17 protein-coding genes are annotated in these 13,805 nt (G+C 37.4%); 14 read left to right on the top strand and 3 right to left on the bottom strand.

The genetic code is table 11. The features are described from left to right. Window positions 1-738 (top strand): diaminopimelate decarboxylase family protein (locus tag AC59HZ_RS02795; protein WP_496544364.1); only part of this gene is annotated, 738 nt, incomplete at its 5' end. 39 nt (window positions 739-777) lie between these two features. On the opposite strand, the gene AC59HZ_RS02800 is transcribed toward AC59HZ_RS02795, so the two are convergent. Next, window positions 778-1,641 (bottom strand): DUF1002 domain-containing protein, encoded by an 864-nt coding sequence (locus tag AC59HZ_RS02800; protein ID WP_496544365.1) that lies wholly within the window; start codon window positions 1,639-1,641, stop codon window positions 778-780. 447 nt (window positions 1,642-2,088) lie between these two features. On the opposite strand from AC59HZ_RS02800, the gene AC59HZ_RS02805 reads away from it, so the two are divergent. After that, window positions 2,089-2,439 carry a GNAT family N-acetyltransferase gene (locus tag AC59HZ_RS02805; RefSeq protein WP_496544366.1) on the top strand — a complete coding sequence of 117 codons (351 nt, stop codon included), beginning with the start codon at window positions 2,089-2,091 and terminating at the stop codon, window positions 2,437-2,439. A 26-nt stretch (window positions 2,440-2,465) separates the two neighbouring features. Here the strand turns inward: AC59HZ_RS02805 and AC59HZ_RS02810 are convergent, their stop codons facing one another. Next, window positions 2,466-2,987: a DUF309 domain-containing protein gene (locus tag AC59HZ_RS02810; protein WP_496544367.1), complete on the bottom strand. Its 522-nt coding sequence runs from the start codon at window positions 2,985-2,987 to the stop codon at window positions 2,466-2,468. A gap of 108 nt (window positions 2,988-3,095) precedes the next feature. Continuing rightward, entirely contained in the window at window positions 3,096-3,185 is a 90-nt protein-coding gene (locus AC59HZ_RS02815) for a YjcZ family sporulation protein (RefSeq protein WP_496544368.1), read from the bottom strand. A 186-nt stretch (window positions 3,186-3,371) separates the two neighbouring features. Here AC59HZ_RS02815 and AC59HZ_RS02820 point away from each other — a divergent pair, with 186 nt between their 5' ends. From AC59HZ_RS02820 to ccsB, 12 genes are all read left to right on the top strand, one after another. After that, a complete protein-coding gene (locus AC59HZ_RS02820) occupies window positions 3,372-4,142 on the top strand; it encodes a segregation/condensation protein A (RefSeq protein ID WP_496544369.1) in 771 nt (256 codons plus the stop codon). Next, on the top strand, window positions 4,129-4,716 hold the full coding sequence (scpB, locus tag AC59HZ_RS02825) for an SMC-Scp complex subunit ScpB (protein WP_496544370.1): 588 nt from the start codon (window positions 4,129-4,131) through the stop codon (window positions 4,714-4,716). Before AC59HZ_RS02820 ends, scpB begins: the two co-directional genes overlap by 14 nt. A gap of 94 nt (window positions 4,717-4,810) precedes the next feature. Next, window positions 4,811-5,230, top strand: a complete 420-nt coding sequence (locus tag AC59HZ_RS02830) for a hypothetical protein (RefSeq protein WP_496544371.1) — start codon at window positions 4,811-4,813, stop codon at window positions 5,228-5,230. Between the two features lie 31 nt (window positions 5,231-5,261). Then, the gene (locus AC59HZ_RS02835) at window positions 5,262-5,750 is read left to right on the top strand and encodes a DUF3907 family protein (protein WP_496544372.1); all 489 of its coding nucleotides are present in this window, start codon (window positions 5,262-5,264) and stop codon (window positions 5,748-5,750) included. 117 nt (window positions 5,751-5,867) lie between these two features. Beyond that, window positions 5,868-6,758, top strand: a complete 891-nt coding sequence (locus AC59HZ_RS02840) for a superoxide dismutase (protein ID WP_496544373.1) — start codon at window positions 5,868-5,870, stop codon at window positions 6,756-6,758. A 117-nt stretch (window positions 6,759-6,875) separates the two neighbouring features. Then, window positions 6,876-8,021 (top strand): D-alanyl-D-alanine carboxypeptidase family protein, encoded by a 1,146-nt coding sequence (locus AC59HZ_RS02845; protein WP_496544374.1) that lies wholly within the window; start codon window positions 6,876-6,878, stop codon window positions 8,019-8,021. Continuing rightward, the gene (locus AC59HZ_RS02850; RefSeq protein WP_430062456.1) at window positions 8,014-8,601 is read left to right on the top strand and encodes a nucleoside recognition domain-containing protein; all 588 of its coding nucleotides are present in this window, start codon (window positions 8,014-8,016) and stop codon (window positions 8,599-8,601) included. Before AC59HZ_RS02845 ends, AC59HZ_RS02850 begins: the two co-directional genes overlap by 8 nt. 5 nt (window positions 8,602-8,606) lie before the next feature. Continuing rightward, window positions 8,607-9,143 (top strand): spore maturation protein, encoded by a 537-nt coding sequence (locus AC59HZ_RS02855; protein ID WP_496544375.1) that lies wholly within the window; start codon window positions 8,607-8,609, stop codon window positions 9,141-9,143. 140 nt (window positions 9,144-9,283) lie between these two features. Next, window positions 9,284-10,021, top strand: coding sequence for a 23S rRNA pseudouridine(2605) synthase RluB (gene rluB / locus AC59HZ_RS02860; protein ID WP_496544376.1), 738 nt, complete (start codon window positions 9,284-9,286; stop codon window positions 10,019-10,021). Window positions 10,022-10,119: 98 nt separating this feature from the next. Further along, window positions 10,120-10,644: a thiol-disulfide oxidoreductase ResA gene (gene resA, locus AC59HZ_RS02865; protein ID WP_496544377.1), complete on the top strand. Its 525-nt coding sequence runs from the start codon at window positions 10,120-10,122 to the stop codon at window positions 10,642-10,644. 19 nt (window positions 10,645-10,663) lie between these two features. Then, window positions 10,664-12,286: a cytochrome c biogenesis protein ResB gene (gene resB, locus AC59HZ_RS02870; RefSeq protein WP_496544378.1), complete on the top strand. Its 1,623-nt coding sequence runs from the start codon at window positions 10,664-10,666 to the stop codon at window positions 12,284-12,286. Next, a complete protein-coding gene (ccsB, locus tag AC59HZ_RS02875; RefSeq protein ID WP_496544379.1) occupies window positions 12,287-13,474 on the top strand; it encodes a c-type cytochrome biogenesis protein CcsB in 1,188 nt (395 codons plus the stop codon). The last annotated feature ends 331 nt before the right edge of the window (window positions 13,475-13,805 follow it).

Here is a 13,805-nt window from a genome sequence, read left to right on the forward strand (position 1 = left end):
TTAACATCGGCTCTACAATTTGAATATTTTAATGTCCTTGGACTTCATTGTCATATTGGCTCGCAAATTTTTGAAACCACGGGTTTCTTGCTGGCAGCTAAAAAAATTGTTGAAAGAATGGCCGATTGGAACAACAAGTTTTCCTTTAATGCAGAGGTTTTAAATTTAGGCGGAGGCTTTGGCATTCGATATACAAAAGAGGATGAACCAATTCCGCCATCGCAATATGTTAGTGAAATCATAAAAGAAGTAAAAAATTTGACTGCACAATACTCGCTAAAAATGCCGGAAATATGGATTGAGCCAGGACGCTCGCTAGTCGGAGATGCTGGTATAACTCTTTATAAAATTGGCTCTTCAAAAGAAGTTCCTGGGGTTAGAAAGTATTTAGCGGTGGATGGCGGAATGAGTGATAATATCCGACCAGCCCTTTATCATGCAAAATATGAGGCTGTTCTTGCAAATAAGCCCTTAGCACAGCCGAATGAAACAGTTTCGATAGCAGGAAAATGCTGCGAATCCGGAGATATGTTGATTTGGGATTTGCCTTTACCTGAAACGGACAATGAGGATATTCTTGCTGTATTTTGCACAGGTGCCTACGGCTATTCCATGTCAAACAACTATAACCGCATACCGCGGCCGGCTGTCGTTTTTGTTGAAAACGGGAAGGCCACTCTTGTAGTAAAAAGAGAGTCTTATGAGGATTTAATTAGACACGATCTACCACTAAAATAGAAAAAAGCTGCCGTATCTTCGGCAGCTTTTTCAACTTTATTATGAAAAAAGTGATTTAATGGCATCAATAAGCGAAATGAAAAATTGTTTTAATTTTTCTAAAAATCCTTGCCCTTCCTCCGATTGAAGGAATTTTGAAATGCGGTCTTTTGCTTTGTTTAGCTGATCTCCTACCTGATTCCAGTCAATGTCCAAACCTTTTAGCTTATTAAAGAGGTCAATCAAGCGTTTCATTTGTTCTTCAGTTAGAGTAATGTTTAATTCCTTGGCTGCCTGTTCAATAATGCTTCGCAATTCTGCATCATTTTTTGGTTTCTTCTTGGCGATTTCCTCTTTTACTTTTGCAATTAATGCTGCAGCATTTTTTTCACCGATGGAATCACCAAGCTTGGCTGTTTCGACCATTTCCTGGTTAGCAGCTTGTTTGACTTCCTCAGGAATTGTCTTATCAGCCGAGATTTCATATGCTTTAATAATTCCTGTTAAAGCTGCGGTTCCAGAAACAGAAATTGGAGCTGTAATGTAGATGTTAGCATCCTTGACCCCTGCTGTAATAAGGGCGTTAACAAACATTTCATCAGTAACCCAATTAATATTCTTTGTTTTAACCGTTATGCCGGCACCTTTAGGAGCTATGGTGATGGATGAGGAGGAAATCGCCTTAGTTCCAATGAGTGATTTAGCTACATATTTCCCTAAATATTGATGCTCCTCCTGATTCGATACGGTCACGATTTGAACATCCTTCGGAGCATTCATTTCTGCGAGTAGAGTATCCTTTTGTTCTGCCGATAAATTTTCTCCCAATGTTACAATCATGTCACCCTCTGCTAAATCCGCATAGCTTTGGATAGGGAAGGTGAACATAATTGCTGCCATTAGGAGAATTAGAAATTTTTTCATATTATCCTCCTTGAAAATTACCTTACCTTAATAATATATCCGATTTCATAAAATATAACGAAAAAAACCATTTAGAAGTTTCATAGAATTATTATTAATTTAGTAGATGAAATGGATTATTTTTGTCATATAGTGTAGAATGAAGGGCGAGCAAGAACTCTTTTGGAGGAACCTTATTCATGAAAAAAAGCAACTGGATATTGTTTGGTATTCTTATTGGTCTTTCTGTTATCTGGGGAATCATCTATTGGATGTTTATTGGACCCAAGCAATAGTAATTTTTGTCATTGATGATTGTACTAGAATTATGTATGATGGTTGTTAGTGAAACATTATTATTTTAACTACATATAATGAATAAATGTTTATTATTGATTTATTAGGAAAAAATATACTATTGTTAAACCAAAATTCTCATCGGTTTATTTAATATAATGAGGGATCTAAATGTTAATTCGATATAAGAAAGCATTCGAAAAAATTGCAATGGGTTTATTGTCTTTTATGCCAAATGAAAAGGACTTAAAGAAACTTCAGCAAACGATGAAGGAATATGAAACAGAAGAGAATTGGCAGCTGTTTTTATGGAAGGAAGAAGATATAATTGGGCTTCTTGGCGTTCTATATCATCGTGAGACAAATTCTCTTGAAATACAGCATATTTCCGTAAATCCCTCCCATCGCTTTCAAGGGGTTGGAAAAAGGATGGTTCAAGCACTAAGAGAAATGTATACAGATAGAGAAATTGTTGCAAATGAAGATACAGCTTCATTTATTGAAAAATGTAATTTTTGCTAGTTTCACAAAATAGAGCAGCGAATACCTTATTCGCTGCTCTTTCGCATCGTTAAAGAACGATATCTTTCCTCAATTACCTCTGTTCTGTCCCTTAATTTATGGCGGTCGACCAGGTCCACGTTGGTGATATCACTTACTTTTCCCCATATGAAGCCCTGCTCTTCACAAAATAATTCGCACCTCTCAATTAGGAATGGATCACTTAGCGGCAAATTGGTGCTTATATAATCTTCTTTCCCTTTGATGACTGATAGTTGCTTCATTAATAATTCATGGAGCAGCTGTTGATTAAGGCCAAGACTAGTTACTGAGACTGTATTTGATTCTAATATTTTTATTGCTTTTTCTAATGTTCTTGTCGCCCCATTATAATTTCCGCGGCGGTGATGGTAGCAAGATACTGCTAATTGTATAAGACCAACCCAAATGGACTCTTTGTTACCTGGGTCAGTTTTTTTCCAATATTCTTCAAGGATCTCATGACACTCAAAATAATCTCTGTCACCATGAAAGTGGGTTAAAAATTGAATATATTCTATTGGGTACAAAGTATCCCCCCTAAAAAAGAATTTATGTATAGTTTATCATAAACTATCTAAAAAGCCCGTCAACCATGACGGGCCTCTAGTTCTAATCAATCTTTCAAGGTTTGCGCCTTAGTAAATCCAGGAAGCACCTACGATAATTAATAAAATGAATAGAACTACAATTAAAGCAAATCCGCCACCATATCCGCCATCAGACATATAAAATACCTCCTAAAAATTTTTGTTCTTTTCCTTGACATCATATGTAGGGTATTTGTCCATTGATTGGGCAAACATCATGATTACGTAATAAAGCTGTTATGTTTTGATTTTTCTATTGGATAACCTAGATTGAATCCTCTATACTATTAATAGTCTAAGTAAAAAGAATTTTGGTGAGATACGATGCCATATCAGGTGAAAATTGATGCATTTGAAGGGCCGTTGGACTTGCTCCTTCATTTAATTAATCGGCTCGAAATTGATATTTATGATATTCCAGTTGCCCAAATTACGGAGCAATACTTGCTATATATTAAAACCATGAACGAATTAAAACTTGATGTAGCCAGTGAGTATTTAGTAATTGCGGCAACTTTACTGGAAATAAAGAGTAAAATGCTGCTGCCAAAGCATGAAGAAGAATTTAATGAGAATGACGATGAGTTTTCCTATGAGGAAGACCCAAGGGATGAACTTGTAGAACGTTTGATTGAGTACCGGAAATATAAAGAGGCTGCCCATGATTTAAAATCAATGGAAGAAGAACGGGGTCTTATGTACACAAAGCCGCCGAGTGATTTGTCTGATTATGTAAAAGATGTCCGACCAGAAAAGACAGAGTTAAATGTATCTTTATATGACATGTTAGCGGCTTTTCAAAAATTATTACGAAGGAAAAAGCTGCAGCGTCCGATGGCAACAAAAATTGCGCGGCAAGAGATATCAATTGAGAAAAGAATGACAGAAATACTAGATGAACTAAAACAGCTAAAAGGAAGGAAGAATTTTAACGAATTATTTCCTTACCCGGCAAAAGACCATATTGTCGTCACTTTTTTAGCCATATTAGAGCTGATTAAAAGAAAAGAAGTTGACGTCGAACAGCAAGAAAATTTCGGTGAAATTTTTATAGAAGCTGTAAAGAAAGGAGCAAATGTGGTTGGAAATTATTAATTGGAGCAGTATTCTTGAAAGCCTCTTATTTGCAGCCGGCGATGAAGGCCTTTCACTTAAACAATTAGCAGAAGTCTTAGAAATAGATGAAATAAAGGCAAATGAAATTATTGAGATTTTAAAGCGGGAATATGATGAGGATGAAAATAGAGGAATAATTATTGTTCAACTTGCTGGAACCTATCAGCTGGCAACGAAGAAGGAAAATGCCCCTTATTTAAAAAAGCTGGTGGATTCCCCTAATAATTCGACTCTTTCTCAAGCTGCACTAGAGACTCTGGCTATTATCGCATACAAACAGCCAATCACACGTGCTGAAATTGAAGAAATTCGCGGTGTGAAAACAGAAAGACCGCTGCATACACTTGTATCAAAAGCATTAATTAAAGAAGTAGGCCGCGCTGAAGGAACAGGAAGAGCTTATTTATATGGTACAACGAAAGAGTTTCTTGATTATTTTGGATTAAAAAGTGTTGATGAGCTACCCAAGCTTCCAGAAAAAGTGGAAGATGATTTTATTCAAGAAGAAGCAGATTTATTTTTTGAGAAATTCCAAGAAACAATTAACTCTTAAATACAATCAAATCAACAGAATTTATGCTAAAATAAATATAAGTTTTCTAAATTTTTTTAAATGGTTGTGCATTTCGATAAGGAGCGGGTTTAAGTTGCTAATTAAAGAGTGTAAAGGGTTCGAATTAGAAAAAGAAAAATCCAATACCTCAGAGGATTTTTTTAACAGAAGTGAAGTGACATTCATTGAAAATGGGGAAGAAAGGACGCTCCACGTTTTATATGTAAGATATTTTGATGAGTGTCTTCAAGAATTTTCACCGTACACAACGGACCCTATTATAACAGAACAAGGCTTTGAAGTGACTTTTAAAGATATCGTTGCCCTTGTATGTTTATTGAAAAATCCTGGCTTACGCGGGCGCAAACGTCTTTATCTTAGTTCAAAGTATGAATTTGCATCATATTTTCAAGATATTGATTTTAAAAAATTACCTGAAGTTTTTCAGTCCCTTAAGCAGAAAAATAGTTTTGAGATTCGTTCTCCGCTAGAGTTTATATTACAGCCAAAATAAATTCAAATTGAAAAATTCCAGGGGGTAAATAATGGGAAATTCATTAGTAAAATCTCAGCTTAATGATGTGAAAGGTTTTTTAACTAAGACCATTTTATCATTAGAGGATTTCTTAAATGAAACAACGATTAAAGGGTTCAATCTAGAAAATGAAGAAGATCAATCTTATATTAAATTAATTTTTTCAAATCTAAGAAAACTAGTTGTTTATAGCGAAGAGGGTTTGGAAGCTTGTTCTGTCATTTTGCAAAGTGAACCTTTTCAAAAAGCAGCAGCCGAAAAAACATTATATAAGATTTACCACAATTGTATCGAGGAGTTTTTTGCTCCTAAAAATGATGCGTGGTTCGAAAATAGCCGATCTGCATATACTGGCAGAAACGCCATTAAATACTATCGGAATGTGCCAGAAGCAGTAAGTCTGCTGATCAAAAGTCTTGAGGGTGAATTCCAGCGGATTAGAGAAGAACTTGAATATTATGAAACAGATTACCGGACAAAAATGATTCAATCTAAATAGAAAAATGAGAGCTGCCAATGGTTACGGTAATACCAATGGCAGCTTTTTTAGGTTCTTAATAGCCTAAAATTTTCATACTATTTATGTAGATTTACAGCATAAATAGGAGTGGATAACATGGAACGGTTTACCCGCTATGTGAATGAATTATTTGAATGGAATGAGCAGATGAAACAGTTTCTTCGTTCAGAATCAGTCGGTGATAACTCTGAATTATGGGAACAGCTTGATGCATTTACGGAATTAATAGAAGGGACGAATCGAGAGCTGTCCAATGAGGAGCTCCTTTCTCTACAAACGAAGGCAGAGAACATCCATGAACAAATGGAAACCTATTTTAAACGGAAGCAGGAAATCGGGCAGCTTTGGGTAGTAGAAAAGACAGTTCCGCCTGGGGGCCATACATTACCGGAGCTTTCTTATCCATATAACGCATTGGAGCCTTATATTTCAGAGGAAATAATGAGGCTTCATCACGATAAGCACCACCGTTCCTATGTCGAGGGGTTAAATAAGGCTGAGCTTAATCTTAAAAAGGCTAGAGAGACGAATGACTTTTCTCTTATTAAGCATTGGTCAAGGGAACTTGCCTTTCACGGGTCGGGCCATTACCTTCATACGATTTTTTGGAAAAATATGAGTCAAAATGGCGGCGGGAACCCCCATGGACCGCTAAAAGGGGAAATAGAAAATTATTTTGGCAGCTTCACAGCTTTTAAAAAACAGTTTTCTGAAGCAGCAAAGCAAGTTGAAGGGGTCGGCTGGGCGCTTTTGGTTTGGTCACCAAGAGCAAGGCATCTAGAGGTATTGCAATCCGAACGGCATATGCTTCTAACCCAGTGGGATACCATACCTCTCCTTGTATTAGATGTATGGGAGCATGCCTATTATCTACAATATAAAAACAAACGGGCAGACTATGTAGATAATTGGTGGAATGTTGTGAATTGGAACGATGTTGAAATGAGATTTGAAAAAGCAGCAGATATTAAATGGCCGGCTTTTTAAATATTTGGAAAGGCAATCTGTCTTTTGGCGGATTGCCTTTTTCTCTATTAATTGTCATATCAAGCCTTGTCCTGCATAAACTTTTATTAAATAAAAGAAGGGGACGAGGTAAATCTAATGAGAATGATTTCAAAGCTAGTCATTTTTTTCCTCTTGGTCTCAATACTCGTTGCTAACATTCCTCAAAAGGTGGATGCTTCCCTTGGAGTTAGTGCTGCAAGTGCTGTACTCATAGAGCAGAAGACTGGACGAGTCCTATATGAAAAAGATGCGCATACAAAAAGGAGAATTGCCAGTATTACGAAAATCATGACAGCGGTTTTGGCGATTGAATCGGGAAAAATGAATCAATATGTTAAAGTCAGTGAGAAGGCAACCCATGCCGAAGGGTCATCGGTTTATTTAAAACCGGGAGAAAAAATTAAGCTGAGTGACTTGGTTTATGGGTTGATGCTAAGGTCCGGAAATGATACTGCGGTAGCCATCGCCGAATATGTAGGTGGGAGTGTTGATGGCTTTGCCTATTTAATGAATCAAAAGGCCAGGGAAATCGGAATGTTTGATACTCATTTTTCCAACCCGCATGGACTTGATGATCATGAAAATCACTATTCCTCTGCCTATGATATGGCTATTTTAATGCGTTATGCGATGCATGATAAAACGTTCGCAAAAATCTCGGGTACAAAGGTACACCGTGCCCCTAACCCAACAGAAGCATGGGACCGTGTTTGGAAGAACAAAAACCGGCTGCTAACAAAATATAAATATGCCACTGGAGGAAAAACCGGCTATACAAAGCGGGCAAAAAGAACCCTTGTAACAACCGCAACAAAAGGAGATATGAGTTTAATAGCGGTTACCTTGAATGATTCCAATGATTGGGATGACCACATCTCCATGTATGAAGATGGCTTCAGAAACTATGATATGGCTGAAGTTGTAGAAAAGGGGATAATTAATATAAAGACCAATAAGGTATATAAAAATCATTTGTTTGTAAAAAAATCAATTGTGTACCCTGCTACGAGCGAGGAAATGGATTTATTTTCAGTGAAATATAAATTGAACAAGCCAGAGAAAAAATGGAGCAATGGAAAGAAAACCGAGCAAATAGTTGGTAAGGCTGCCGTTTATTTGGATGGCAGAGTTGTTACTGAAACTCCTATATACTATCAAAATGAAAAAGAAGAGAAGCAAGGGCTGCTTGATTATGTTAAAGAAATTTTCTTTTCCATTATAGGTGTGAACGCAAATGGTTAATTATATATGGGTTTTCATGACTATCGTTGGTATCGTTTTCGCGGCTTTTAACGGAACAATGGAGGCAGTAAACAAGGCGGTGTTTGACGGAGCAAAAGAGGCTGTGACCCTATGTATCGGGTTAATCAGTGTCCTTGTCTTTTGGCTTGGGATGATGCGGATTGCTGAGGAATCAGGTCTCCTTGAACGGCTGTCGAAGCTATTCCGTCCGCTGGTAAAGATACTTTTTCCGGAGGTACCGGCCAACCACCCTGCGATGGGATATATATTATCCAACATGATTTCTAATATGTTCGGTTTGGGAAATGCAGCTACACCACTTGGTATCAAAGCAATGGAAGAATTGAAAAAGATAAATGGAGGAAAAAATACAGCAAGCAGATCCATGGTCACCTTTTTAGCCATAAATACAGCAAGCATAACAATAATTCCAACCACTGTTATTGCTATCAGGATGAATTATAAATCCATTTCCCCAACAGAAATTGTTGTTCCTACCATAATCGCTACTATACTTTCAGCAATAGGTGCCATTCTCATAGATCGTTATTTTTATTATCGCAGAAGCCGAAAAGGGTGAAAAATATGGGGCTGATTTCAGGGCTATCGCTTACATTTATCCCATTGTTAATCGGATTTATTCTAATATATGGAACTTTTAAACAAGTTCCAACCTATGAAAGTTTTGTTGAAGGCGGCAAAGAGGGAATAAAAATTGCCGTAACCATCATTCCTTTCTTAGTTGGCATGCTCGTAGCCATCTCCATATTTCGGGCCTCCGGTGCATTAGATGCCTTAATGCATTGGATCCGTCCTTTTATGAAGACGATTGGAGTGCCCGCTGAAATCGTGCCATTATTGTTCATTAGACCCATATCCGGTACAGCTGCACTTGGAATGACAAGTGATTTAATTGCTGTTTACGGACCCGATTCCTTTATTGGCAGACTTGCTTCTGTGCTACAAGGAAGCACGGATACTACCTTTTACGTTTTAACCGTTTATTTTGGAGCAGTTGGGATTAAAAAAATGGGAGATGCACTTAAAGTAGGGCTGCTCGCGGATGTTGTCGGAATTATTGTTTCAATAGTTGTCGTAGGTCTAATATTTGGAACAAAATAGGTCAGAGTTTACAAAAAAGTAGGTTCACTATATTGAATCTACTTTTTTCATGTCCATTGATAAAACCCGCTACTTTGAAAAGTGAAGGATTTATGTCATAATTCATTAGGATAGAATGGATTAATTTTGAGGTGAAAAATTTGGAAAGATTGCAAAAAGTAATAGCTCGAGCTGGTGTTGCATCAAGAAGAAAAGCAGAGGAATTAATTAAAGAAGGCAGAGTTAAAGTAAATGGCAAGGTTGTTAAGGAACTCGGTGTCAAGGTAACTTCTTCCGATAGAGTAGAAGTGAATGAAATTCAAATCGAGAAAGAAGAACCTGTTTATTTTCTTTTATATAAACCAAGAGGAGTCATTTCAAGTGTCAGTGACGACAAAGGAAGAAAGGTTGTAACCGATTTCTTTTCTGAATTTAAAGAAAGAATATTTCCAGTTGGCCGACTTGATTATGATACATCTGGATTATTGTTACTAACAAACGATGGAGAATTTGCTAACATACTTATGCATCCAAGAAATGAAATTGAAAAACTGTATGTTGCCAAAATCAAAGGAATTCCGTTAAGAGAAAACATTAGAAAATTGGAAAAGGGAATTAAGCTTGAGGACGGTAAAACAGCACCTGCCAAAGTAAAGGTTCTTTCGGTAGATAAGAAAAAACAAACAGCCATTGTTGAGATCAGTATTCATGAGGGCCGCAACCGCCAAGTTAGAAGAATGTTTGAAGCTATAGGTCACGAAGTTATGAAATTAAAGCGGGAGCGATATGCTTTTTTAACCTTACATGGCCTGAAGGCCGGAGAGGCAAGAGAACTAACTCCGCACGAGGTAAAACAATTAAGAGCCCTTGCAAATGATGTTTCTAAGAAAAATTCATAGAACCGTCACAATTAACAGCGAGGGTTTACACTATGATAGGATTGAAAAATGATATAATTTAGACTACTTGTGTCAGGAGATTTAATGGAGGGTTGGGAATGAAAAAACGGCGATTAGTAATTCGAACAGTAATATTACTTGTTCTAGGAGCAGCCGTTATCTATACGCTGTATGCTAATTTTACAAAAGACAATAAATTAAAAGTGGCGGTAGGTGAAACGGCACCAGATTTTGTTTTAACCGATATGCAAGGCAACAAGCATCGCCTTTCAGACTACCGGGGACAAGGGGTATTTTTGAATTTTTGGGGAACATGGTGCCCGCCTTGTAAGAAGGAAATGCCTTATATCAATAATCAATATCAGCAATTTAAGGACAAAGGGGTTCAGGTTTTATCAGTCGATATCCAAGAATCTGAACTTGCTGTTAATCAATTTGCTGAACACTATAAACTTGATTTTCCGATTATGATTGATACTGACAAGGAAGTTATGACAGCCTATGGAATCGATCCATTGCCAGCTACATTCTTGATTGATAAAAACGGCAAGGTGGTTAAATACAGTACTGGAGAAATGTCTGAAAATACGGTCAGGGAATTTATGGAGCAAATAAAACCTTAGGTAACAGGGAGTTTTTTAAATGAAAGATGTTAAATGTGAATGCGGGCACGTTAATCCACATGGAACTGTGTTATGCGAAGCATGCGGAAAAGTCCTGGATGAAAATGAGAAAAAGAATCCATTGATTGATATGCGCTACGAAGGCAGTGCACGCCGCTCACAAACCTATAACAAAACAATTATAGATAAAATTTGGAACTTCTTTTCTTCAGTAAAGGTCGGAGTTTGGCTTATTATTATTACCCTAATTGCTTCTTCGCTTGGCACAATCCTGCCACAGGAAATGTATATTGACCAGCCTCCGGAAGTGTACTATGAAGAGGAATACGGCTGGTTTGGTAAATTATATTATCAATTAGGTTTTAATGATTTGTATGGTTCATGGTGGTATTTATTATTAATTGCCATGATAGGTATTTCTCTTGTTATTTGCAGCCTTGACAGGGTCGTCCCTTTATATAAGGCATTAAAAGCCCAACGAGTAACAAGACATGAAGGCTTCTTAAAGCGCCAGCGCGTGTTTGGAGTCAATTCACATATGGATAATGACGACTTTACGGTCATTAAGAAGCATCTAAAGGAAAAACGATACCAGGTTCGTGAGGAAAATGGAGATTTATTAGCTGAAAAGGGCCGTTTTTCAAGATGGGGCCCTTATGTTAACCATGTTGGGTTAATTATCTTCCTATTTGGCGGAATGCTTCGTTTTGTGCCTGGAGTGTACGTTAATGAGAACCTTTGGGTCAGAGAAGGCGAAACAGCCCTTGTGCCCGAGACTGGGGAAAAGCTTTATCTGAAAAATAATCAATTCATCCTGCAGCATTATGATAAAAACAAAGATAAAACTTTTAAAAAGGCGATTGAAGAAGCAGGTGAAGTAGTTAAGAATTACCAATCTAACGTTATTCTTTACAATCGTGTCGGTGAAAATATTCCCGGAGAAAAACCAAAGCTTGAAAAGATAAACGATTATAAGGTTCAAGTAAATCATCCTTTAACCTATGAAGGGTATTCTATTTTCCAGGCGTCGTTTAGAAGTGACCTTGAAGCTATGACATTTGCCTTGACCAATAAAAAGACAAGTCAATCCTTTGGTGAAATGAAAATCAACCTTAGGAATCCAAAGTCAGTTTATGAACTAGGTAATGGCTACTCAGTAAAAGTTCTTAGTTATTTTCCTGATTTTGAATTTGGAAAAAATGGAGAACCATCTACAAAGTCAAGAGTTCCAAATAACCCTGCCTTTGTTTTTCGGATGATATCACCTGAAAATCCAAAAGGAGAAACGAGTTTCGTTGCAATCAGACAAACAATTGAACCGTCAGGTAATAATACTTATAAAATGGCCTTTAAAGGCATTGAGACTAAAAATGTTTCCGGATTTATCGTCCGCAAGGATTCATCATTATGGGTCATCATATTAGGCGGTATTATCTTTATGATTGGTGTCATTCAAGGAGCTTATTGGAACCACCGCAGGATCTGGGTGCAAAACAAAAACGGTGAGGTTTGGATTGCGGCACACACGAATAAAAATTGGTATGGACTTAAGAGAGAAATAGAAACGGTTTTAATCGATACGAAGCTGAATATGCCGGATGATCAACTTCAAATGGAAAAACAGGATAAGGAGGTAGTTTAGTTGGTAACAATAAGTAGTAATTTATTGTTTATTGCTTTTATTCTTTATTTAGCTGCAACGCTTTTTTACGGCGGTTCCATTACCTCTAAAAAGGGGGAGACGGATAAGAAAGGAACTAATCGCTGGGGGAAAATTGCTGTCTTTTTAACAATTATTGGTTTTATATCACAGTTGGGCTATTTTATAACAAGATGGATTGCAGCCGGGCACGCACCGGTTAGTAATATGTTTGAGTTTACAACTTTCTTTGGAATGGCTTTAGTTGGTGCATTTATAGTTATATATTTTATTTATCGAACAACTTTACTCGGTTTGTTTACAATGCCTGTTGCGATTCTGGTTATTGCCTATGCAAGCATGTTTCCTAGAGAAATAACCCCATTAATACCGGCATTACAAAGCTACTGGCTTCATATCCATGTAACCACTGCAGCCATGGGCGAAGCAATTTTAGCCATTAGTTTTGCTGCTGGATTAATTTATCTGGTTAAGGCCATTGATCAATCGAGGTCATCTAAACGAACCTTTTGGCTTGAAGTGGTCATGTTTTCGCTTGTAACGGTACTGGGCTTTGTCGCTGTTTCCTCGGCATTTTCAGGGGCAGGTTATCATGAGAAATTTACCTGGATTGATAAACATGGAAATGAAGCAAATCTTGAATATACGATGCCCGCTATTACTGGCCCGCATGAAGGAAAACTGTTGACAAAAGAAGGGTTTAAACCACTGGTAGAAATGCCGGCTTTCATTAATGCAAAAAAATTAAATACGGTTATATGGTCATTGATGGCAGGACTTATCCTTTATGGATTAATTCGCGTTATTTTAAGAAAGCGGATTGCAGCTGCACTTAAGCCGCTAGTAAAAAATATTAAGCTCGATTTCGTTGATGAAATTAGCTATCGATCAGTACTAATTGGATTCCCCGTGTTTACACTTGGGGCACTAATCTTTGCGATGATTTGGGCACAAATGGCATGGTCGAGGTTCTGGGGATGGGATCCAAAAGAAGTATGGGCTTTAGTTACTTGGCTTTTTTATGCGGCATTTATGCATCTTCGCTTATCGAAGGGATGGCATGGAGAAAAATCAGCCTGGCTTGCCGTAATAGGCTTTGTCATTATTATGTTTAATTTAGTCGCTGTAAACCTAGTCATTGCCGGTCTGCATTCCTACGCAGGCAGTTAATTTAAAAAAACCTTCACTTTAAGTGAAGGTTTTTTTAAAAAGCTGTGTTAAAGGGAAATATTGATTTTTTAACACTGTTCATTGGAGCGGAAGGCACTAAGACTCCTGCGGGAGGACGGGGCAGGGGAGACCCCGCAGGCGCTTCAGCGCTGAGGAGGCTTCCCGGACCGCCCTAAGGTGCGCGAAGTGCCTGGAGTGGAAATGAACAGACTAAATTAATAAGTGTTAAAAAAAGCAATAGTAATTTTCAAAAAAATACCTTTGTCATAATATTGACACTTTTAATAGGAGTAATTCCCTGAAAATATAGCAAAAACCATTACCATTTTGT

This window comes from Neobacillus sp. DZ-9 (genome assembly GCF_059587065.1).